This window comes from Geomonas limicola (genome assembly GCF_014193675.1).
In the GTDB taxonomy this organism is placed as follows: domain Bacteria; phylum Desulfobacterota; class Desulfuromonadia; order Geobacterales; family Geobacteraceae; genus Geomonas; species Geomonas limicola.
In genome coordinates this window covers 116,391-137,539 of sequence record NZ_BLXZ01000010.1, presented here as the reverse complement: position 1 = coordinate 137,539, position 21,149 = coordinate 116,391, and the positions used below count along the sequence as shown (strand labels likewise).

Annotated in this window: 15 protein-coding genes; 4 read left to right on the top strand and 11 right to left on the bottom strand. The window is 66.8% G+C overall.

The window, feature by feature from the left end; genetic code table 11:
* Positions 1-21 precede the first annotated feature (21 nt).
* Positions 22-300: a hypothetical protein gene (locus tag H7688_RS20475; RefSeq protein ID WP_183363135.1), complete on the top strand. Its 279-nt coding sequence runs from the start codon at positions 22-24 to the stop codon at positions 298-300.
* 94 nt (positions 301-394) lie between these two features.
* Here H7688_RS20475 and H7688_RS20470 read toward each other — a convergent pair whose 3' ends face one another.
* Both H7688_RS20470 and rsgA read right to left on the bottom strand, forming a co-directional pair.
* Positions 395-1,114, bottom strand: coding sequence for a spermidine synthase (locus H7688_RS20470; RefSeq protein WP_183363134.1), 720 nt, complete (start codon positions 1,112-1,114; stop codon positions 395-397).
* 47 nt (positions 1,115-1,161) lie between these two features.
* Positions 1,162-2,052, bottom strand: a complete 891-nt coding sequence (rsgA, locus tag H7688_RS20465) for a ribosome small subunit-dependent GTPase A (protein WP_246329907.1) — start codon at positions 2,050-2,052, stop codon at positions 1,162-1,164.
* A 405-nt stretch (positions 2,053-2,457) separates the two neighbouring features.
* On the opposite strand from rsgA, the gene H7688_RS20460 reads away from it, so the two are divergent.
* Positions 2,458-2,895, top strand: coding sequence for a GSU0071 family protein (locus tag H7688_RS20460; RefSeq protein WP_183363133.1), 438 nt, complete (start codon positions 2,458-2,460; stop codon positions 2,893-2,895).
* Here the strand turns inward: H7688_RS20460 and H7688_RS20455 are convergent.
* From H7688_RS20455 to buk, 5 genes are all read right to left on the bottom strand, one after another.
* Positions 2,864-3,517 (bottom strand): HAD family hydrolase, encoded by a 654-nt coding sequence (locus H7688_RS20455; RefSeq protein WP_183363132.1) that lies wholly within the window; start codon positions 3,515-3,517, stop codon positions 2,864-2,866. The two genes, H7688_RS20460 and H7688_RS20455, sit on opposite strands and share 32 nt — an antisense overlap.
* A gap of 86 nt (positions 3,518-3,603) precedes the next feature.
* A complete protein-coding gene (locus H7688_RS20450; protein WP_183363130.1) occupies positions 3,604-5,778 on the bottom strand; it encodes an alpha/beta fold hydrolase in 2,175 nt (724 codons plus the stop codon).
* A gap of 50 nt (positions 5,779-5,828) precedes the next feature.
* Complete coding sequence (locus tag H7688_RS20445; RefSeq protein WP_183363129.1) at positions 5,829-6,575, bottom strand: glycerophosphodiester phosphodiesterase; 747 nt, start codon at positions 6,573-6,575, stop codon at positions 5,829-5,831.
* 10 nt (positions 6,576-6,585) lie between these two features.
* Positions 6,586-8,118, bottom strand: a complete 1,533-nt coding sequence (locus H7688_RS20440) for a phosphate acyltransferase (protein ID WP_183363127.1) — start codon at positions 8,116-8,118, stop codon at positions 6,586-6,588.
* Entirely contained in the window at positions 8,115-9,188 is a 1,074-nt protein-coding gene (gene buk, locus H7688_RS20435) for a butyrate kinase (protein WP_183363125.1), read from the bottom strand. The genes H7688_RS20440 and buk overlap by 4 nt, the downstream gene beginning before the upstream one ends.
* Before the next feature lie 525 nt (positions 9,189-9,713).
* Here buk and H7688_RS20430 point away from each other — a divergent pair.
* Positions 9,714-10,994 carry a sigma-54-dependent transcriptional regulator gene (locus tag H7688_RS20430; RefSeq protein WP_183363123.1) on the top strand — a complete coding sequence of 427 codons (1,281 nt, stop codon included), beginning with the start codon at positions 9,714-9,716 and terminating at the stop codon, positions 10,992-10,994.
* Positions 10,995-11,257: 263 nt separating this feature from the next.
* Positions 11,258-13,306: a methyl-accepting chemotaxis protein gene (locus H7688_RS20425; RefSeq protein WP_183363121.1), complete on the top strand. Its 2,049-nt coding sequence runs from the start codon at positions 11,258-11,260 to the stop codon at positions 13,304-13,306.
* A gap of 63 nt (positions 13,307-13,369) precedes the next feature.
* On the opposite strand, the gene H7688_RS20420 is transcribed toward H7688_RS20425, so the two are convergent.
* The 4 genes from H7688_RS20420 to H7688_RS20405 all read right to left on the bottom strand — a co-directional run bounded on the left by H7688_RS20420 (position 13,370) and on the right by H7688_RS20405 (position 21,055).
* Positions 13,370-14,251 (bottom strand): Rossmann-like and DUF2520 domain-containing protein, encoded by an 882-nt coding sequence (locus tag H7688_RS20420; RefSeq protein WP_183363119.1) that lies wholly within the window; start codon positions 14,249-14,251, stop codon positions 13,370-13,372.
* A 187-nt stretch (positions 14,252-14,438) separates the two neighbouring features.
* On the bottom strand, positions 14,439-14,660 hold the full coding sequence (locus tag H7688_RS20415) for a hypothetical protein (protein WP_183363117.1): 222 nt from the start codon (positions 14,658-14,660) through the stop codon (positions 14,439-14,441).
* Positions 14,661-14,810: 150 nt separating this feature from the next.
* Complete coding sequence (locus H7688_RS20410) at positions 14,811-19,289, bottom strand: translocation/assembly module TamB domain-containing protein (protein ID WP_183363115.1); 4,479 nt, start codon at positions 19,287-19,289, stop codon at positions 14,811-14,813.
* Positions 19,286-21,055: an autotransporter assembly complex protein TamA gene (locus tag H7688_RS20405; RefSeq protein WP_183363113.1), complete on the bottom strand. Its 1,770-nt coding sequence runs from the start codon at positions 21,053-21,055 to the stop codon at positions 19,286-19,288. Before H7688_RS20405 ends, H7688_RS20410 begins: the two co-directional genes overlap by 4 nt.
* Positions 21,056-21,149: the final 94 nt, after the last annotated feature.

Here is a 21,149-nt window from a genome sequence, read left to right as displayed (position 1 = left end):
CAGCGGTTGAAGGAGGCAGGAATGTGCGATTGTGGATCGGGGAGTAGAGCCGGAGGACCGTACGCGACCGGTCGTGAGCTGGTGGAATTCGTGCTGGCGGCACACGGGGGTGCGGTGGCGGACTCGGAGCTTCCCAACGGCGGCCTGCAGCTTGCCTGCCACGACTGTGGCGAGGACTTCGTGCTGCGGACCTTCGTCCAGGACTGCCCGGCCTGTGGCGGGGTGCATGCGGTGAGCCCGCCGCGGGCGAACGATGCCGGTGCGGTACAGTTTGCCGGCGCCGATTTCCGCCGCGGCTGAGGCGACCACCTAACTACCTGACGCTTCAGGCACCGGGACCGGGGCGGACGAGAGGCACTGCCAGTTCGCCCTGTTCCCGGGTGCCGGGTCACTGCTAGCGGCGCACCGCTTTCTTTCTCGGGGGGGGTGCCGCGGACGCGGACTCCTTCTTGCGGGCCAGGTAGACCACGTGACGCAGCCCGCCGTATCCGGGACGGTCGGTGGTTACGGCAAAACCGGCGGACGAGAGGCGTTTTTCGAACCCCTGGTCGTAGTTCTCTCCCCAGACCGCGAACATGCCACCGGGCTTCAAGGCCGCGCGGGTCATCTCGATGGCGATCGAGCCGTAGAGCGGGTCCTCGACCTTGTGCGAGCGAGCGTGCGGGCCGGTATAGAGGTCGAGCACCACGGCGTCGAAGTGGGTGCGGTTCATGGCGCTGCGCCTGATCACGTCGGCGACGTTGGCGATCTCGACGCTGACCCGGGGATCGCTGGCGGCGTTCTCGGTGAGAAAGGCAAGCGGCCCCCGGCACCAGTCGAGCACCACCGGGTTCAGTTCGGCCACCACCACCTGCGCCGAGGCAGCGAGCTGGTCCAGCACCGCCCGCAGCGTGAACGCCATCCCCAATCCCCCCACCAGGACCCGAGCGGCCGGCTCGGTCTTCAGGTGCCCGCAGGCTACCGCCCCCAACGCCACCTCCGAGCGGTGCAGCGAACTGTTCATGAGCACCAGTGAGTTCACGGTGATCAGGAAGTCACGCTCCCCGCGCTGCCGGAGCTCCAGTTTCCCCTCGGCGGTCGCCACGCTGTCCAATACCTTCCACGGTTGTGCCATCTGTTTGTTTCCCTTTACCTAGGCGACTATCTGTCGTTTGATGCGGATCATTTTTTCCAGCCGCGGCGCTGCGCGGCCTCCTCGGCAGCCTCGACCTCGTCGAGCAGTTCCAGGTAGGTCTGGTAGCGCTCCGCGCTCAAGGTGCCCGACGCGGCCAGCGCCGAGACCGCGCACCCCGGTTCGCTGCGGTGCCGGCAGTTGTGGAACCGGCACCCCTGCCTTTCCAGGGTTTCGAACCCCGGGAAGAACTCGGCCAGCTGCTCGCAGGTGATATCCACCAGGCCGAAGTCGCGGAACCCCGGGGTGTCCACCAGCTCCCCCCCGTCCGGCAGCCCGTGCAGCGAAGAGACCGTGGTGGTGTGGCGCCCCTGGTACTTGTGTTCGCTCACCTCCGCCACCTTGAGGTCGAGGTTGGGAATGAGGGCGTTCAAAAGCGAGCTCTTGCCCACGCCGGTGCTTCCCACGAAGGCGCCGCGGTGCCCCCGACTCAGGAACTCGCGGAGCGGGTCGAGCCCTCCCCCGGTTGCCGCGCTCAGGGCGAAGACCGGCAGCAGTTCCCGGTAGAGGGGGACCACGGTTTGCGCAACCTCATCCCCTTCGGGAAGATCACACTTGTTGACCACCAGGAAAGGTTCCAGTCCGGCAGCGCGCGCCGCCACGATGGCGCGGTCGGTAAAACCGGCTGGAGCCGAGGGCGCCACCACGATCCCCAAAACGTCCAGATTGGCCGCGACCAGATGGATGCCCCCCCGGGCATCGCGACGCCGCAGCTCGGTTTCCCTGTCAAGGCGCGTCAGCACCTCACCGGCAACCTTCACCCGGTCCCCGACCACGTGCCCGGAGTTGCGCTTCACCTTCACCATGCGGCGCGCGCCGTCTTTAAAGAGCACCTCGACCGCGATGCCGAAGTGCGAGACGATGACCCCCTGTGCCGTCACCTGTGATGTTCCCTTTTGTTCACCAACCACCTCGTGTGTTCGCCTTTGGTGCAGCCCGGTGCCCGTTTCGGGCCGGAACAGCTGCGAGGGTACGGCAGGCGCCGCGCCTTGTCAATGAATCGCTGGTTTGGCCAGTTTTTTGCTAGAAAACTCCTCAGGTGCTGCCAACCGTCAGACGGTTGACAGGGTAGAGCTTTTCTTCCATAGTTTAATCAGAAAAACGACTCGCTCCGGCAGCTGATTCGCGCCGCGGCAGAGCCTAGCTGTCCCGCTAAATTCTTGATTCAACGCGGAATTTTTCCAATCGCAGATTTCAGGAGCTTGAGCCGGGGCTGCCCAGTTCCTGAGCGTTCATTAGTTGACGGCAGTTCGGGGGAATTGGCGGGGAGACCAGAGGGACTGATCATGAAAAAAGATTCCGTCGATGAAGCTATAGATCTCTACGTGACCGAACGGATGGCCAAGGGGAAGGACACCGCCAGCAGCCACTTTCTGGCCTGCATCTACCTCAAGCAGCAGCGCTGGGAGATCGCCGAGTACCTGCAGCGTATCTGCGGCATGACCCGCTACTACATCGACCTCGCCACGGTAACCCGCAACCCCTTCAAGGGACCCGAGATCGCCTGGCTTGGTACCATGGTCTGCCTGGCAGCCTACGCCGTGATGCTGGTTTCCCTGGAAGAGCAGCGCACCCTGGGGATTCTGCTCCTCTCCGGCGTCCTGGTAAACGCAAGCTACCTGATGCGCCGGGTGGCGAACAAGTGGTGCGAGCTGCATGTCATGGTCGCCATCTACGACGAGATCGTCCAGATCACCGAGCACGAACTGGAGAGCATGGCGTAACCGGCAGCTCAGGCAGGGCCAGCGCCAGCTCCGCCAGACTCCCCACCGCGATGTCGGTCAACTCCGGCCAGCGAAAGGTCCGGCTGGTATCGACGTGGATCGTGGCCGCACCCGCGGCCCGGCCGGTCTCCAGGTCAAACCCGTAATCCCCCACCATCACCATTACGTTTGGCACCACCCCCCACTCCCGGGCCAGCCGGTAGAGCCCGTCCGGGTCCGGCTTGGCAAGCGCCTCTTCGCGTCCCAGGACATCCCGCTTTGAAAAGTAGCCCTCCAACCCGATGCGCCGCAAGGTGGCAAGCGCGATGTCCCGGGTGTTCCGGGTCAGCACCCCGAGCCGGGCACCCCGGCCGTGGAGCTTCTCAACCAGACCGAGGGCCCCCTCGGCCGCCTCGGTACGTCCCGCCAGTTCCTCTTCGATCGCCACCAGTTTTTGCCGCATGAGCTCGGCCTGGGCCAGGGGGAGCGCCTCCAGGTGCTCCAGGATGTCACTCCCCGATGGCACCCCCAGGGCCGCCCTGATGCTGGCGAAGTCGTGAATCGCCACGGTGAGGGTCCCGTCCAGGTCGAAGATCCAGTGACCCCGCCTGAGTATGTCCGTATGTCGTCCCGAAATAGTCATAGCCACCGTTGTAGCAGATCCCGCTTTTTTTGGAAATGCCCCAGCCCGCGGGGGGCTATCCGCCCGGAGACACCCGGGTACCCGCCTCAGGAGCCCTGCTCCGGTTCCGGAAGCCCGCCCATGAGTCCCCCGACAAACCCGCCGATGGCGGCGTACACCTCCTCCGCACCCGGCCCGGCGAGGATCCCGTGGCGCTCCCGCGGAAAGCGGAGGTAGCTCTTCTGGCTGCTCCCCAAGAGGCTGAACAGGCGCGCCGAGCCGCGCGGGTCCACCACCGGGTCGTGGTCGGCCTGCAGCACCTGCACCGGCACCTGGATCTGCCCCAGTTTCGGCTCGAGCTCCTTCATGAAGCGCCCCATCTGGTGCAGTGCCGCCACCGGCAGCCGGGAGTAGTTGATCTGGGGACGCTCGGGAACCGTCGGCACGAACTCCATCTTGGCGTCCTGGTAACTGATCAGGTCCATGACCCGGTTCCAGGCCGCGACCGCCGGGGTGAGACGCGAGGAGATGTCCATGAGCTGCAGAGGGGGGCAGACGGCGAAGACCCCGGCCACCCCCTCGACCCGGCTGGCACAGTCGAGCGCCGCTCCCCCTCCGAAGGAGAAGCCGCCCAAGACCACCCGGTCGCAGATGGCACTCATCAGCGCGTAGCCGAGGTCCACCGACTCGGCCCACTCCCGGCCGTGGCACTTGGCCAGGTCTTCGGGTGCGGTGCCGTGCCCCTTGAGGCGCACCTGGTAGACCCAAAGCCCGCGCGCGTTCAGGTAGCTTGCCAGCTCCGCGACCTCCTGGGGGGCCGACAGAAAGCCGTGCACCAGCACCACGCCGAGACGACGGGTGCGCCCGCGGCGCAGCACCGGGATCCCCACCGCGCGCTCCTTGGTCTCGCCGGCCCGGTAGTACTCCCGGTAGTCCGCGTCGAACTGCTCCAGGGCCTGCCGCTCCAAAAGGGAGGCAACCCGGCTCTTCACCAGCCAGTTGGGGTGCCAGGCGGTCAGGTGCACCTCGCGCTGCAACTGGGTGAGCGGCACCACCTCGTTGGCGATCACCCCCAAGGGGTTTTCGATGCGTATCCGCTGCAGGTCGAAGGGGGCCGAGAACTTGGAGCGATCCTTGGTCAGTACCCCCTGGTGCCGGGTCAGCACCCCGGTCTCGATGGCCAGCATCACGAAGTCGCGGTACTTGTGGTAGCGGTCGTCGGTCAAAAGCGGGACCTGACCGGTCCCCAGGCTGTCGTGGCAGGTGACCTGGCTCGTCTGCAGGTGTTCCGCGGCGAGCAGGAACACCTTGCGGCGGAAATCGTCCTCGCGGATGGTCTTGAAGGGGAGCGCGCGCAACAGCGAGGCGAACAGGTGGTCGTGGTTCACCGTGGTGAGCTCGTAGATCGCGGTCATGTAGCTCTGCATGAGCCGGTTGGCGGCGCGTCTCAGTTCGGGGAGCGAGGGGAGCTCGTCGTCGAAGTCGATTCGGTTTGCCGAGCCGATGTCGGCCCGGATAGCGGGGGTCGTGAGGAAGGTGCCTGGATCGAGCGGCTGGCCGAAGCGGATATCGATGTCCACTCCCGAGAAGATCATGCTCCCCTCGGTGAGCATCTCCTCCTTGAGGCGGGGGGAGAGGTCCTTCAAAAAGAGGTCCCCCAGGGTGCTCAGCACGTTTTCCCGGGCCCGGATCGGGTAGTAGGTGAGGTTCACCGGAACGATCCAGCAGGCGCCGGCGAGCACCGGCCCCAGGTCGCCGATCTGGAACAGGCCGCGCAGCCGCTCGAGCTCCGCGGGATCGTGCCGGGACAGGTGCCCCAGGCGCTGGCGGTAGAACTCGGTACGCAGGGCGACGGTCGCCGCGCCGGAGTGGGGGCGCTCGCCGCGCGGCTTCAGCAACAGGCGCCGGCGGAAGACCCCCTTGTCCTTCACCATGCGCCCCTCGGGGAAGATGATCCAGTTGGCCTCGCCGGTCAAAAGGGATTTGACGATGGTGCGGTCGCGGTGCGGGTTCCTGGTGGAGACCGCCCCCATCAGGTCAAGAAACACCTTGAGGGGACTGTCGAAGAGGGAGGCGTCCGCCAGGGACCAGACCGGGGTGTGGGTCAACTGGTAGATGTGGTAGGGGAGCAGCAGGGTTTCGATGCGGGTGAAGTGGTTCACCACGAAGATGACGGAGCCCTTGGGGATGTTCTCCTGCCCGTGCAGCCGCACCCTGAGCTTGGAGAAGCTCTCGGCTAAGGCGATCATCCGGCCGGTGGCAAGGTAGGCGTTGCGGTTCATGGGCTCATCCCGGTTGCGGTTGTGAGGTTTGCCGGGGGAGCCGGCGCGCCCTAACGGGCCAGTGCCTGGCGCAGCCACCCCGGCCGGTTGGTCATGATGGAATCCACCCCGAGCTCTACAAGCCGGCGCGCCGGCCGGGCGCGGTCCACGGTCCAGACGTGGATCTCGTGCCCCTCGCGCCTGAGCTCGGTCACGAACTCCCGGTCCAAAACGCTCCGTTCGCGGCTCGCCAGCCCGTCGGCCCGGCAGCTTCTCAGGGTCTCGAGCACCTGGCGCGGGTTTGGCTGCCAGCTCCCCCGAAAGCGGTAATCGGTGAGCCAGCAGGCCCGGTAGCCCGGGAGGCGCTCCTTCACAGCGGAAATCAGTTCGGCGCTGAAGGCGAGGATCCTAACCTTCTCGGCAGGAACCGCACTACCCAAAAGGGATTCCTCGAGCCTCGGGAGGATCTCGGGTCCGCACTTAAGCTCGAGGAAGCAGCGCTTCCCCTCGGGAAGTATCCCCAGGACCTCGGCAAGGCTCGGGATCCGCTCGCCGCGCCAGCGCTCCCCTTTCCAGCTGCCGGCGTCCAGGCGGCGCAACGCGCCGAAGGAGGAGTCGGCCACCACGAGATCGGCGTCGGCAGTCCGGGCGGTCCGCTCGTCGTGCAGGCAGACGATCTCGCCGTCTTTCGAGAGCCGGAAGTCGGTCTCGATGCCGTCGGCCCCTTCGGCGAAGGCGAGCCGGAAGGAGGCCAGGGTGTTTTCCGGGGCCTCCTGCGAGGAGCCGCGGTGCCCGACGATGAGGGTCGCTCCCGACATCGCCTGCCTCCTAGGGTGCCGACGCCAGCTCGGCGCCGGCGCTCGCCTGCCCCGCGCCCCGGCTCAGGAAGTGACTGTAAAGGGCGCTCGCGCTGATGGTCAGGAACTTGGTCAAGTCCGAATCGCTGCGCGAGGTGAGGATGATGGGGGCCTTGGCCCCCAGGACCACGTTGGCCACCTCGGCCCCCATGGTGAACACCCAGCTCTTGTACAGGAAGTTCCCCCCCGAGATGTGCGGCACCACCAGGATGTCGGCCTGCCCCGCCACCGGGTTCCCGACGATCCCCTTCTTGGCGACCGCCTGCGGGTAGAGGGCGAGGTCGTAGGAGAGCGGCCCGTACACGTCGGCGAGCTCCCAGTCCCGCTCCGAGAGGATGCGCTCCATGAGCGTGGTCGGTATCTTCGCCGAGGGGACCTCGTTCGCCTCCAAAAGCGCCACCTTGGGGCGTTCCACCCCGAGGGAGCGTGCCACGTCGACCGCGTTCTCGATGATGTCCACCCCCGAGGCGGGATCGTCGTGCAAGAAGAGCTCGGGGTTAATCCCGGGATCGGTGAGAAACACCAGCCGTTCCACGCCGGGGAGCTCGAAGATGCTCACGATGGAGAGCCGGCGCCCGGTGCCGATGCCGCGCTCCCGGTTCAGGACAGCCTTTATGAAGGGGGCCGTGTTGATGCTCCCCTTCATGAGCATGTCACCCTTCCCCTCGCGGATCAGGGCGACCCCCGCGCGGGCCGCCTCCTCCTCGTAGCGTTCGGCCGGCACCTCGACATCCAGGTACTCGTAGCGTTTCAGGTAGAGGAGCTCGTTTGAGCACTTGCTGCGGGTGCGCTCGACGCTCCCCACCAGGAAGGCGCGCTCGATGACCCCCTCCTCGATCCCCTTGTTCACCGCGGAGAGCGACACCGGGTCGGGGCAGACCAGGACCACGTTCTGCCGGGGCAAGAGCTGGGCCGCCTCGATGAGGCTCTTCATACCGCGCCCCTGGGTGAGGTGCAGCATCGACTCGCTCTTGTAGATGACCGCCACCATGCGCGCCTGCGGGGTGATCGCCTTCAGGGTGTGCGGCAGCACCGAGTCGAAGTAGAAGGAGTCGCCGGGCTCCAGGCGGTAGGCGGTCTCCCCCACGGTCACCTCGAGCTCCCCTTCCAACACGAAGAGGAACTCCTCGCCGGGGTGCCGGCTTACGTCGAGCTCCTGGCTCTTCTCCTGGAAGATGTCCACGATGAAGGGCTCGAGGTGCCTTCCGGCAAAGGCGGGCGCCAGGCTCTCGTAGTGCAGGAAGTCGCGCCGGGTCACCCCGACCCGCTCGTTCTTGCTGGTCTTGAGCGCCTTCTGCTCCACCTGGTCCTGACCGTAGAGCAGCCGCGAGATCCCGACGCCTAACAGGGTGGCCAACCGGAGCAGTTCCGAGATGGAGGGGGCCAGTTCGTCCGCGAGGACGCTCTCCAGGGTGCCGCGGTTCCAGGTGAGCGCCTGCGCCACGCTCTCCAGCGAGACCCCCTTGATCTCCAGCAGCTCCTTCAGGTGGCGACCGATCTTCATGCCTCCCTCCCCGGGTAGACCCGCGGCTCTTCCAGCCGGGTCAGCACCCTCAGAGCCCCTCCGATGAGCGCCTCGAGCTCGAACTCGCCGGGACGCAGGAAAAGCGGCGCGATGAAACCTACCTTGGCGGAGAGCGCGGCAACCAGCTCCTTACTGTGGGCGAGCCCGCCGGTCAGGACGATGCCGTCCACCGCCCCGTCCAGGGCCGCCGCGAGCCCCCCGACTTCCTTGGCGATCTGGTAGACCAGGGCGTCGAAGATGAGTCGCGCCTCGGCATCCCCCCCGGCCATCCGGTTTTCCACCTCACGCAGGTCCACGGTCCCCAGGTAGGAGTAGATGCCACCCTTGCGGGCGATGAGCGCCTTCAATTCGGGGATCGTGTACACCCCGCGTTCCAGAAGCTCCAGCACGCCGACCACCGGGAGGCCGCCGGTCCGCTCGGGGGCCAGGGGGCCGTCGCCGTTCAGGCCGTTGTTCACGTCCACCACCCGCCCCTTGCAGTGGGCGCCGGCGGTAATGCCGCCCCCCATGTGCACCACGATCAGGTTGATCTCCTGGTAGGGGCGCCCGAGCTCCTGGGCCACGTCGCGGGCCGCCGCCTTCTGGTTCAGCGCGTGGAACATGCTGCGCCGCTCGATCCCGGAGAGTCCCGAGACCCGGGCCACCGGCCAGAGCTCGTCCAAGACCGGCGGGTCGACCACGAAGGCCGGTGCGCCGGTGCGCTGGGCGACGCTGCGCGCTAGTATACCACCCAGGTTCGCGGCATGTTCCCCACTGACCCCGACGCTCAGGTCGTGGGCCAGGGCGTCGTTCACCAGGTAGACACCCCCCTCGACCGGCCGTAACAACCCGCCGCGCCCAACCACGGCATCAAACGCCACCTCGGAAAGCCCCTGGCTCTCCAGGTACCTGTCGATGCATTCCAGGCGGAAGGCAAACTGGTCGCCGACCCTCACGAAGCGATCGATCTCAGCCCTGGGGTGCTCCAGGTTCGCCTTCAGGGTCCGCCCTTCGTGGAGCACCCCGATCTTGGTCGAGGTGGAGCCCGGGTCGATTGCCAGTATCTTCATGACGCGCCTCCTGTTTGATATAACCAAACATAAAATTTGTTTACACCATACAGTGAAGGGCGGCGGGCCGTCAAGCAGAACCCCGCTCCCCGGCACGGTTTTCAGGGATTCCGATGGCACAGTCCCGGACCCGGGGAGTACCGGTACGGCAGAACAGGGTCGCCAGAGTCTATCTCATTTATCATGAGTGCTCAAGTGATCGGCTCCAAAACCCGAACTGAAAAAGGAGACGGCGCTTTCACTGACTGACCATACAGAAGCGGCTGACGAAACTCCAAAAAGGAGCTAATCCAGACTCGGAATTTAAGCGGCCTGAGTAGGTAGTTTCAGCACCCAAAGCGGGTTTAAAGAGTTGAAGCACCGCAGGTTTTAAAACAAAACAAAGTGTATACCGCATCTCCTAGTTTTCCCCCTAGCCTATAAGGAAATACCCGTTACACTTTAGCTTGACAAGCGCACCAGATAGTCAGAATCAGCGGCCAGGCGCCAGCGACATTCAGGCGAGACCGGCACGTGGAGAGCACCATGAAGCAAAAAATCCTGCTGATCGAAGATGACACCTCCAATCGCCTCGGCATCGTCAGATCCCTCTCCGAACTCGGCTTCGCGGTGAGTGTGTCCAGCAACCTGGCAAACGCCGAGGAAGACGTCCTGGCGCGGCGCTTCGACGCGGTCGTCCTGGGAGTTTCCCGCGCCTGCGGCAAGGCTTCCGGCTTCATCAGGGCGGTGCGGGTCTACGACCCGTATCTCCCTATCGTCGTCCTCACCGGCAGCGAGGAGATCGAGGTTGCCGTCGACGCGGTGCGCTGCGGCGCCGACAACGTGCTGGGGAAACCGGTAGACCTCGAGGCGCTGAGCGATGCGCTCAAGGCGCTTTTGGCCGACGAAGCCCGCAGGGTGCCGCGCGGTGCGGGGAAAGTCCCGGCCAGACGGGTCGAGGAACGTTTTTTCGGTACCGGCCCGGCGGCCCGGCGCTGCCTGGAACTGGCCACGCAGGCGGCCGCCGGAAGTTCCCCGGTCCTGATCACCGGCGAGACCGGAACCGGCAAGGGGCTCCTGGCCAAGTGGATCCACCAGAAGAGTTTCCGCGCCACCCGCCCCTTCGCCGCCTTGAACTGCTCCGGGCTTCCCGGCAAACTCGTGCGGGCGGAACTGTTCGGCACCCGCTCCGGCGGACAGGTTAAACCGGGGCTCCTCGAGCAGGCGGCCGGCGGGACCCTGTTTCTCGACGAGATCGGCGACCTGGACCTTGCCGTGCAGGGCGAGCTCCTTGCGGCGCTCACCGCTCGCCCGGGTGTTCCGTTCCGGCTGATCTGCAGCACGAACCACCAGCTCGACGCGCTGGCCTGCGCCGGCTACTTCCTCCCCGACCTCCTCTACTTCGTAAGCGGCAGCGTGCTCAGGATCCCCCCCTTACGGGAGCGGCTGCGCGAACTCCCTAACATCGTGCGTTTCCTGCTGGACGAACTGCGCGGGCCGCAGGCCTCCATCAGCGACGAGGCGCTCGCCACGCTCAAGGGGTACCACTGGCCCGGCAACCTGCGGGAACTTAAAAACGCGCTCGAGCAGGGGCTCATCGTCTCACAGGGCGCCCCCCTGGGCCCGGAGCACTTCAACTGGCTCAAACCCTCCCTCAAGGCGCGGGGCAGTCACCAGATGCTCACCATGAGCGAGGTAAAGGAACAGCACATCGCGGCGGTCCTCAAGCGCACCAGCGGCGACATGAATGCCGTGGCGCACTGCCTGGGGATCTCGCGCGCCACCATGTACCGCAAGCTCAAGCAGTTGGGCAACCGCTCCTTCTAACAGGGCGCCCATCCCCGGTTCACGCCGGACAGGGGATGGGTGCAAACACCTACTCTCCGCTTCTCGTTTTTCCCACCCGCCACTCCGCATTAGCACAGACAAAAATTATATTAAGCTCACCCCCGAGAAATACTCTCAATATCCCCAGTTTCCCTGTCGATATCACTCACAGTAACCAGAATCTGTGGACAGCCTGGCACCAGACCACTTCAAACGTGCAAGCGCGACGCTTTTTAACACTACGAGAAAAAGGGAGGATTGAGATGAACTTGTTTTTGAATCTGAAGCTTGGCGTGAAGCTCCTGTCAGGGTTTCTGACGGTGGCACTCATCGCAGGTTTCATCGGATGGTTCGGCATCAGCAAGATCAACCAGATCGAACAGGCCAGCGACACCATGTACCAGAGGGTGACCCTGCCCTTGGCGGAACTGGGAGACATGGCGGTCGCGTTCCAGCAGGTGCGCATCACCGTGCGTGCCATGGTGGAGACCAACAACCCCCAGGAGAAGACCCAGCACCTCGAGGCGATCAAGAAGCTGCGCGGGGAGGTCGGTGAGAAGGCGGCCACCTTCGAGAAGACCATCCTCTCCGACGAGGGGCGCCAGCTCTTCGAGGAGTTCAAGAAAAGCCGTGCCGCCTACGGGGCGGTGATCGACCGGGTGGTCCCCTTGGCGATGGCCAACAAGGACAAGGAGGCCATGGCGCTCATCAACGGCGAAGGGAGGAAGGCGGCCACCTACGAGAAGGAGATCATCGACAAGCTGCAGGACAGCAAGGTGAAGCAGGCCAAGCTGACCGGCGATGCCAACAAGGCCCTGGCGGTCTCCGCCGCCCGCCTGATGACCGGGGTGGCTCTGGGCGGGGTGCTGCTCGCCATCTGCCTGGGGCTTTTGATCAGCCGCATCATCACCCGCCCGATCAACGCCTGCGTCACCGCGGCGAACCGGATCGCCGCCGGCACCATGGAGGTCGAGCTTGATGCCACCCGCAAAGACGAGACCGGGGTATTGCAGGGGGCCATGCAGCAGATGGTCCTGGCGGTGCAGGCGCTCATCAAGGACGGCATCATGCTCTCCGAGGCGGCGGTCGCCGGCAAGCTCGCCACCCGTGCCGACGCCTCGCGCCACCAGGGTGAATTCCAGACCATCATCTCCGGCGTGAACCAGACCCTCGACGCGGTGATCGGCCCGCTGAACGTGGCCGCCGAGTACGTGGAGCGGATCTCCAAGGGGGACATGCCGCCCAAGATCCGCGAGGAGTACCGCGGCGACTTCAACGAGATCAAGAACAACCTGAACCTGCTGATCGAGTCCACGGAAAAGATCACCGAGGCCGCCAAGCAGGTGGCCGGCGGCAACCTTACCGTCCAGTTGGCCGAGCGTTCCGCCAACGACGAGCTGATGCGCTCGCTCTCCACCATGGTGACCAAGCTTTTCGAGGTAGTAAGCGACGTGAAAGGGGCCGCCGACAACGTGGCAGCGGGGAGCCAGCAGATGTCCTCGGGGTCCGAGGAGCTCTCCCAGGGGGCGAGCGAACAGGCAGCCGCCGCGGAAGAGGCGAGCGCCGCCATGGAGGAGATGTCCGCCAACATCAGGCAGAACGCGGACAACGCCCTGCAGACCGAGAAGATCGCGGTGAAGTCGGCCCAGGACGCCCAGGCAGGGGGAAAGGCCGTCCTGCAGACGGTAAGCGCCATGAAGGAGATCGCCGGCAAGATCTCCATCATCGAGGAGATCGCGCGCCAGACCAACCTCCTGGCACTCAACGCGGCCATCGAGGCGGCCCGCGCCGGCGAACACGGCAAGGGGTTCGCGGTGGTGGCAAGCGAGGTGAGAAAGCTCGCCGAGCGGAGCCAGAAGGCGGCGGCGGAGATCTCCGAACTCTCCTCAACGAGCGTCGAGGTGGCCGAACAGGCCGGCGACATGCTGACCCGGATGCTCCCGGACATCCAGCGTACCGCGGAACTGGTACAGGAGATCTCGGCGGCCTGCCGCGAACAGGACAGCGGCGCCGAACAGATCAACAAGGCGATCCAGCAACTGGACCAGGTGATCCAGCAAAACGCCGCGGCCGCCGAGGAGATGTCCTCCACCGCAGAGGAACTCTCCAGCCAGTCCGAACAGCTCCAGGAGACGGTGGAGTACTTCGACATCGGCCAGGGCAAGGGGAACCGGGCCAGCAAGACGGCAAAAACCGTCGCCAAGCCCGTAGTCAAGAAGAGCGCGGCCCCCGGCGCCAAGCTCACCCACTCCGGCAGCAAGGGAGCGACCCTGCTCATGGGCGAGATGGACGACCAGTTCGAAAGCTTCTAAAAACGCTCAGGCTGCAGCGCTCTCCGGGAAGGGGAGCGCTGCAGCCCCCTCCCCTTCCCCGCCTTACACCTTTTCCTCGTTCCGCAACAGTTCTCCGAGTACGGCAAGCCTCCCAGGGGTCGCGCTCCCCTTGGCACCGGCAAGTTCCACGGCGACCAACCCCAGCTGCCGGTAGAGTTCCGCTACCGAAGGGTCCCAGCTCTCCAGGGCGGCAAGCTGGTGCGTCACCGTCCCCAGGTCGGCGCGGGCTATCGGGCCGGAAAGCGCCCCTGCCGTCCCGATCCGGAAGATGTTGTCCACCGTCCCCGAGACCAGCGGTTCGAGCACCTGCCGCGCCACTTCTGGCTCCACGCCGGCGCGGCCGAAGGCCCGCAGCCCAAGTTCCACCAGCACGGTCAGGTAGTTGCAGGCAAGCACCGCCCCGGCATGGTAGACGGTCTTGAAGGCGGGATCGATGGCGAAAAGCCGGGCACCCAGGGCGTGAAACAGCGCCTCCACCAACTCCAGCGCCGCGGGATCACCCTCCACGGCACACCAGGTCCCGGGAAACTCCGCCGCGGCCCGCAGCGGATCGGCGAAACTCTTTACCGGGTGCAGGGAGGCGATCCGGGCCCCTGCCGCAACAACCGGGGCAAGGACCGAACTGGCAAGCGCGCCGCTGAGGTGGCAGACCACACACCCCTCGGGAAGCCTCCCCGAGGCGGCCAGGAGCTCCGCGCACCCGGCGATCGCGTCGTCGGGGACGGCGACCAGGTAGAGCTCGGCAGGACGCAGGTCTGCATAGTCGGTAACCGGGCGACCGGAGCCGATAAAGCGCGCCCCGGCGGCCCCGCTCTCAGGCGAGAGGGTCAGGATCTCCCCGACCTCGCAGAGCCGGGCCTCGTGCAGGAGGCGCCCGAGGGTGCGTCCCACTGCGCCGCAGCCGATCAGGTTGAGTGTCGTCATGAATATCACCTCGTTAAGCTGGCGGGTCAGGTTACCCGCAAAGCGGCAGGGTGTCAATCAGGAGGGAGGCGGATGCCCCCCTGACGAGAGGGGGGCAGAGGACATCTTGGTCCGTACACAAAAAAGCGCCCCCTCTCTCTTGCGAGGCAGGGGGCGCTTTTGTCGTACCGGATGGGGTGGGTATCACCTACTTGTCGCGTCCTTCCAGGCCGTAGTCGTCTCCCTCGACGCACTCGGTCTGCGCCTCCAAAAACGACTCGAGCTGCGGATCCTTGATGATCTCGGTGACACCGTGGTTCACCGACCAGGCCGCACCGCAGACGCTGCATTCGGTGATCCCCTCGGTGAATCCCTCTGAATGAAGGTTCGTGGCGGTCTGTAACTGGTTCCTGCATACCGGGCATTTCATGGCGATCCTCCTCTCACATCGTTTGCGGGAAGTAAGGGTCCGTCACTTAGAGTATGACGGGTGTTTACTGTTTGGCAAGGATGCCCCTGTAGTTGGTGCTGCCTCAGTGTCACGGACTACCCGCACACTTTCAGTCCCTGCTCGCAAAGATCAGTCGAACTCCAGCTTGTAATAGATATCGGCACCGCTTTCGCTGCCACTTTGGGTTTCGATCTGCCAGTGCCGGAAGATGTCGTAGCGCAGCTGGAAGAGGTTGCCGCCAGTGACCAGCGAGCGGCCGTAGCTCAGGTAGAGTCGAGGGGTCAGGTATTTTCCCACGGTGAGAAGCGACTCTGAGGTCTGCGCCCTGGGGGCCATCCCCGGCGGGGTCATCGCGATCTCCTTGTACCCCATGCGCCCGGTGGTGCTCTGATCCACCGTCTGCAGTCCCAAAACGCTCAGTCCCAGGCGGTCCTGGATCTGCGTCTGCAGGGACTCGGACTGGCCCAACGAGAAAAGCGAACTGGCCGCCCCGGCGACCAGGATCGCCTGATCGGCGCTGCTGCTTCCCAGCGGATGCCCGAGGACGATGTAGGCCATAATGTCCACCTCGGGGAGAGCCGGCTCGGAGTACAGCTTCACTACCTGCGACCCCAGTGTCCCGGCGACCGTCACCCCCGCCTTCACCTCGGTCCCCGCCTTCACATCCGTCACGGTGCGCAGCGCCAGGATGTCCAGGGTGGGGCGTTCCACCGGGTCGTTCACGTAGTAGAGCCGGCCGCGCACGATGTCGAGGTCGATGCCGTAGGTCCGGTAGCGCCCCTTGACCACTCGGATCTCGCCGCGGCTGGTGATGTGGTCGATACCGGCCAAGGCGAGTTCCATCTCGCCTCCCAGGGTGGCATCGATCCCAGCGGCCTTGACCTGGACCTTGTTCCCCAGGACGAGGCGGATCTGGCCGTCCACCTCGAGCGGGAACTTCTTGCCCGGGGCCGCCTCAGGCGCTCCCTCGAGGACCACGTCGGGACTGGTCCCCACGGCGGAGTGGGTGGGGGGACCGGAGATGAGCATTTCCGGCACGGCAATCTCGCCGCGGATGGTCACCCGGGACTCCTCCCCCTCGATGCGCAGGTGCGGCGAGGTGAGAAGCTGCAGCTCGGGAAGGTAGACCGTCTGGAAGCGCTCGCCGTTCAAGACGACGCTGTAGCTCGCCAGCCGCCACCCCTTGAGCCGGAAGAGCGCGTTCCCCTCGAGCTGCCCCGCACCCGATTTCGCCCTGAGCCCCTCGATGCGCACCTCGTCGCTCCCCAACGTCGCCTGGAACCCCAGGTCCTCGACCTGGATACCGGCGCTGGGGAGGTAGGCACCGGCGTTCGCCAGGGTCACCCCGCCGGTCAGGATCGGACTTCCCCAGGTGCCGGCCAGGGCGAGGGCAACCTCGAGGTCGCCATGGCTCTCCTGCACAAGTCCCGGGAAGAGCGAGGTGAGCACCCCCTGTTCGCGGACCCGACCGTTCAGGGAACCGGTGACCGGGGCTGCGGGGTTAGGGGTCACCGGGAGCCGGGCCGGGATCGGGAGCACCAGGCGCCCCTGGGCCGAACCGTACTGTGCCAGCGCAAGATCGAGGCTCCCGGTGAAGCTCTCGCCGCGCCAGTCGAAGCGAAGCGAGGCCGAGCGGAGCTTAGCCGTGAGCTGGGTGCCGCTCCCCTGCCAGCCGGCCTCCCCAGAAGAGAATTCGCTCGTGCCGGAGAGCTCCAGGCGCCGGCCGGGCAGGAGCCTGCCCCGCGCCTCGCCTCCCAGAAGCCCGCTCAGGTTGACGGAACCGGGGAGCCAGGGTTTCAGAAGCTCCGGCTTGATCCCGCCCCAGGCGAGGGCGAACTCGCCGGTCTCGGGGAGCGCGAGCGTCGCGGGTGAGGTGAAGGAGAAGCTTCCCCGCAAGACCGCCCCACCTTCCAGGGCGAGGTTCACGCTGGCGCGGGTCCCCCTGTCGTCGGCGTCCAGGCGCAGTCCCAGGCGCTCCAGGGCGAGCTGCCGCCCCTGGGACTGGTAGACCCCGCTCGCCTCCGCCTCGCCGGCAAGCTGCAGGTGCCCGGGCTCTCCCTTGCTGCCGCGCCAGGCGAAGTTCACCTCGAACTTCTGCAGCTGGGCCGCCAGCGAATCGGTTGCGTTGATCCAGGAACCGCGCCCGTCGGAGAGGGCCAGGTTCCCCTTCAGGTCGAGCCTGCCACCGGGCCTCAGCCTGCCGCTGGCCAGTCCGGCGAGCCGCCCGGTGAGCTGTACCCCCTGGGGGAGAAACGGGCGGAGGAGTGCCAGGTCGAGTTGGGAGACGCGCAGGCTCAGCTCCCCTTGGTCGGAAAGCGCCAGGGCGGCGGGGACCTTCGAGTCGAAGACCGCGGAGGCCGTACCGAGGCCGCCGGAGAGCACCAGGTCGAGGACGGCGTGGCTCCCGGCGCTCCCGCCGTCCAGCGAGGCGTTCAGCCGCTCGATCCCGATGGTCTGCTTGTTGGCGGTAACGGTGCCGGCGCCCTCGACACGGGCAGCAACCTTAACCTTGCCACCCGGCAAGAGGGTGAGGCTCACGGTTCCGGAGCTCACACCGGCGAGCTCGCTGCCCGAGAGCCAGACATTGGCGCGCGCCAGGTTGAGCCTGCTGAAGGTGCCGGCCAGGGTGCCGGTGGAGTCCTTCAGGCTCAGATCCCCCGAGAGTTCCAGCCGTTCCTGCGGCAGGCCGGTCACGACCAGCTGCGCCACCGAGAGCCGCTCGGCGCTCACGGTCAGCGGGGCCGGAGCGGCAAGCTGCCAGGGGCCGACCCGGTCCTGCCCCGAGAACGCGCGGAGGGTCCCGCTCCAGGTGCCCGCCTGGTACCCCCCGGAAAGCGCGAGGTGCGCCGATGCAAGCGGCCCCACGAGCTGGGCCTCGAGCGAGTGCTGCGCCAGGGTGCCGTCCAGGGCGAGCCGGGCGCTCTCGGCGCGGAAGCTGCCGGCCGTCACGCCGGTGAGGGCGGCATCGAGCTGCAGGGGATAGGCAGGGGCCTCCCCCAGGCGCGCCGCGAAGCTCAGCTGTGCGGCGCGGATACCGGCAACGACGAGGCCGGCCCCCGTTCCGGTCGCACTCCCGGAGAGGCGCCGGTCGCGCCAGCGCACCCAGGCGTCGGCGTTCAGGCTTCCGGCGCTGTTCGGGACCAGGCGCGAGAGGTCGCTCACCCGGGCAGTGAGGTCGAGGCGCTGGTCCAGGTCGCCCGAGCCTTTGAGATCGAAGCCGCGCCCGGTAAGCTGCAGGCGCTCTACCCGGAGGCGCTCGCCGGCAAAGGCCGCTGCCAGTCCCCCCTGGAGCTCCTGCCCGTGCAGCCGGCTCTCCAAAAGGCGCCCCTCCACCCTGCCGCGGGGCTGACCCTGTTTCGGGAGGACCAGGTCAGCTGTCAGGTCCAGGTTGACCTGCCCGTTCCAGGTGGTCGCAAGCCGCGCCGGGTTGAGCCCCCGCCCCCCCAGCCGGCCGCGCACCGTGAACGCCTTCCGCCAGTCGAGGTCGAGCGTCCCCGAGAGTGTGCCGTCCAGGGCCTGCCCCGCGATGCGGCTCAGGCTGAGGGCGGTCGCGGTCCCCTGGTAGCGCGCGGCGAGGGCGGCCGTCTGCCAGCCCGGCCCCTGATTTTTCAGGTCAAAGCTGCCGCGGTATCGTTCGGTCGTGCCGGTAAAGGAGAGCGTTCCGGAAAGGCGGGTCGGCCGGTGCAGGAACTCGTTGAGGTCGAGATCCCAGGCGGTGAGGTCGAGGGCGATCAGCGGGGCGTCGGCGGTGAGCGTCAGGCTCCCCCGCCCTCCGAGGGTGCCGCGCTCGCCGGGGCGCACCAACCTGAGACCACGCAGGAGGAAGGCGTGCTGGGTCATGGCGAGGCCGCCGGTCAGCTCGAGGCGCTGCCGGCCGCGGTTTTTCCCTGCCACGGCAAGGGTCCCGGCCAAGAGCTCGGGAGCCTTACCCCCCGAAAGCCTCGCCTGCAGCGAAAAGGAGTCCATGCCGTTTACCGCGGCGCGCGGCACCAGGGCGAGGTCGACCTTGAGGCGCGGGGCGAAGAACCCCGCCGCCAGCTCCCCGGTGGCACGCCCCTGGGGGAGCTGCGCGGTGAGCCCCGTGACGCTCAACTCCCCCTCGCGGTACTCGAGTGAAGCGGCGGCCCGCTGCACCTGCACCGCTTCCTGGGCCTGCTTGCGGTAGCTCAGCTGGCGAACGTCCAGGTGCTCCACGCGGCCGCTCAGGCGCCGGGTCATCCCGGAGAGCCTGGGCCAGGAGAGCACCGGTGCCTTGGTGGAGGAAGGGGTGTCGTCCTGGATAACGACGCCGGAGAGGGCGAGCCGCGACACGGCAAGCCGCCAGTCCAGGAGCTCCCGAGGGTGCCAGACGAGTTCCAGATCCTGTACCCGGACCGAAAGCCTGGGCTTTCCCAGTGTCACTCCCGAAAGGTGCAGCCGGTCCCACAGGCGCCCCTCCACCCGCGCCGCACTCACCCGGTACCCGGCAGCGCCCGCCCCGGTCGAAAGGGCAAAACGGGCACCATCGCTCGTCCCGACCAGCCAGGCGAAGCCGGCGGCCAGCGCCAGCACCGTGAGCAGCACGGCGAGCGGCACGGCGATGGCGAGGTAGCGCGCGAGCCGCTTCATAGCTGGAACCCCACGGTGAACACGATGCGGTAGCGGGTCCAGCCGCTGTCCAGCGGATGGGCCAGGGAGAGGTTCAGCCCCCCCACCGGGGTATAGTAGTGCACCCCGACCCCTAAGGCCTGGTAGAGCTTGATCCGGTTCAGGTCGCTGAAGGCGTTGCCGGTGTCGAAGAAGGTGGAGACCCCCCAGTTTTCGAAGAGGTAGCGCTGCAGCTCGGCGCTCGCGAAGATCAGGTGCCGTCCCCCCACCACCTGGCCGGTGGCGTCCCGGGGGCCCAGGCTCTGGTAGCTGTAGCCGCGCACGCTCTCATCACCGCCGGCGAAGAAACGGATCGAGGGGGGGACATCTCCCAGGGGGTCGGCGAGCAGGGTCCCCCCCAGCCGGGAGCGTAGCTGCAGGGCAAGGCGCCAGGGGAGCGGCAGAAGCGCGTTCCCCTCGACGATCGCCTGGGCGAGGGCCGAGTCCGAGCCGAGTGCCGGGTGCGCCCCCCTGAGGTCGACCATGTAGCGGTAGCCGCGGCGGGGCCGCACCAGGTTGTCGAAGTACTCCTTCGAGAAGCGAAAGCCCGGGAGCACCAGGCGCGACGTGGAGTCCTGGGCGCCGATGGTGAAGCGCTCCTCCTGCACCTTGACGTAGGCGGTCCCTAACTCGCCCCGTTTGAAACTGCGGTTGCGGTCTACCTCGACCGCGACGAGCTTGCTCTGGTAGGTCCCCACGTCCTCCTGCTGCAGGTTCAGCTGGAAAACCGTGGAGGTCTTGATGTCGCGGGGGCTGGGGATGGTGTAGCGGCCGGCGAAGCCTTGCAGGCGCTGGGCGGCGTAGAGGTTGAGGTCGAGGTCGTGCCCGAGGTGGAAGAGGTTCAGGTCCCGGAAACGGACCGTGAAGCGGGCCCCGGTATCGGTACCGTACCCCACGCCGGGACGGATGCTGCGCCGGGGCGCGGGGGCGAGCACCACCTGGACCGGCACCTTGTGATCCCGGGCCTGCTCCTTCTGCGGGTTCACCACCACCTGTTTGAAACGCTCGGAGTTGGTGAAGTTGAGCTGGGTCTCGGCAAGCTTCGCGTTGGAGAAGACCTCTCCTTCCTTGAAGGTCACGAAGCGGCGCAGGTACTCTTCGGGGTAATCCTGAGCCCCCTCGATGCTGACCCCATCGAAGTAGTAGCGCGGCCCGGTCTCCAGGGTAAGCGCGATGCGGGCCTCCACCTCGCCCGGGGAGATGCGGATCTCGTGGCGGGTGAAATCGGCATCGAGGTAGCCAAGCGACACCGCGGTCGCCTTGAGCCCCCCCTTGGCCCGGTCGTACTCCGGTTGCAGGAGGATGTCCCCCTTGGCGAGGGGAAAGGCGCGCGAGAGGCCGACCAGTTCCGAGGTGCCGGCCCCGGGACCGGTGACCCCCACCTCCACCTGGCTCACCCGTACCGGCGTCCCCGGCGCCACCCGGACCAGGAGCCGGTAGCGCCCCCGCCCACGGTCCTCCTCGACGGAGACCCCGACCACGGCGTGGTAGTAACCGAAGGGTTCCAGGGCCTGCCGGGCCTGCTCGGCGGCACGCCCCGCGAAGCGGTCCAGCCAGAGCCGGTCCACCTTGCCGTCGCGCACCAGCCCGGGGGGGAGCGCGAGAGCCTGCTGCACGTTCTTAAGCGCCTCCCCCTCCACGCCGGTCACCTCGAGCTCGAGCGGATCGGCGGCGCACGCCGGGCCCACCACCCCGAGAAGGAGCACCAAAGAGCAGACGATGAGGGGGAGCTTTGCGAAGCGGAACATGGCGGCAGCCTTTGCGAGAAAAGTAGCGCCGGGAGCGCGGGGCCCGGCGGGACGCTGCAATTCTACCACCTATCCTTAACGCTGCAGGTATGCC

Bases quoted from the DNA above. Each gene is read 5' to 3' on its own strand.
- H7688_RS20475 (WP_183363135.1), top strand. From the start codon at position 22: ATGTGCGATTGTGGATCGGGGAGTAGAGCCGGAGGACCGTACGCGACC.
- H7688_RS20470 (WP_183363134.1), bottom strand. From the start codon at position 1,114: ATGGCACAACCGTGGAAGGTATTGGACAGCGTGGCGACCGCCGAGGGG.
- H7688_RS20460 (WP_183363133.1), top strand. From the start codon at position 2,458: ATGAAAAAAGATTCCGTCGATGAAGCTATAGATCTCTACGTGACCGAA.
- H7688_RS20455 (WP_183363132.1), bottom strand. From the start codon at position 3,517: ATGACTATTTCGGGACGACATACGGACATACTCAGGCGGGGTCACTGG.
- H7688_RS20450 (WP_183363130.1), bottom strand. From the start codon at position 5,778: ATGAACCGCAACGCCTACCTTGCCACCGGCCGGATGATCGCCTTAGCC.
- H7688_RS20445 (WP_183363129.1), bottom strand. From the start codon at position 6,575: ATGTCGGGAGCGACCCTCATCGTCGGGCACCGCGGCTCCTCGCAGGAG.
- H7688_RS20440 (WP_183363127.1), bottom strand. From the start codon at position 8,118: ATGAAGATCGGTCGCCACCTGAAGGAGCTGCTGGAGATCAAGGGGGTC.
- buk (WP_183363125.1), bottom strand. From the start codon at position 9,188: ATGAAGATACTGGCAATCGACCCGGGCTCCACCTCGACCAAGATCGGG.
- H7688_RS20430 (WP_183363123.1), top strand. From the start codon at position 9,714: ATGAAGCAAAAAATCCTGCTGATCGAAGATGACACCTCCAATCGCCTC.
- H7688_RS20425 (WP_183363121.1), top strand. From the start codon at position 11,258: ATGAACTTGTTTTTGAATCTGAAGCTTGGCGTGAAGCTCCTGTCAGGG.
- H7688_RS20420 (WP_183363119.1), bottom strand. From the start codon at position 14,251: ATGACGACACTCAACCTGATCGGCTGCGGCGCAGTGGGACGCACCCTC.
- H7688_RS20415 (WP_183363117.1), bottom strand. From the start codon at position 14,660: ATGAAATGCCCGGTATGCAGGAACCAGTTACAGACCGCCACGAACCTT.
- H7688_RS20410 (WP_183363115.1), bottom strand. From the start codon at position 19,289: ATGAAGCGGCTCGCGCGCTACCTCGCCATCGCCGTGCCGCTCGCCGTG.
- H7688_RS20405 (WP_183363113.1), bottom strand. From the start codon at position 21,055: ATGTTCCGCTTCGCAAAGCTCCCCCTCATCGTCTGCTCTTTGGTGCTC.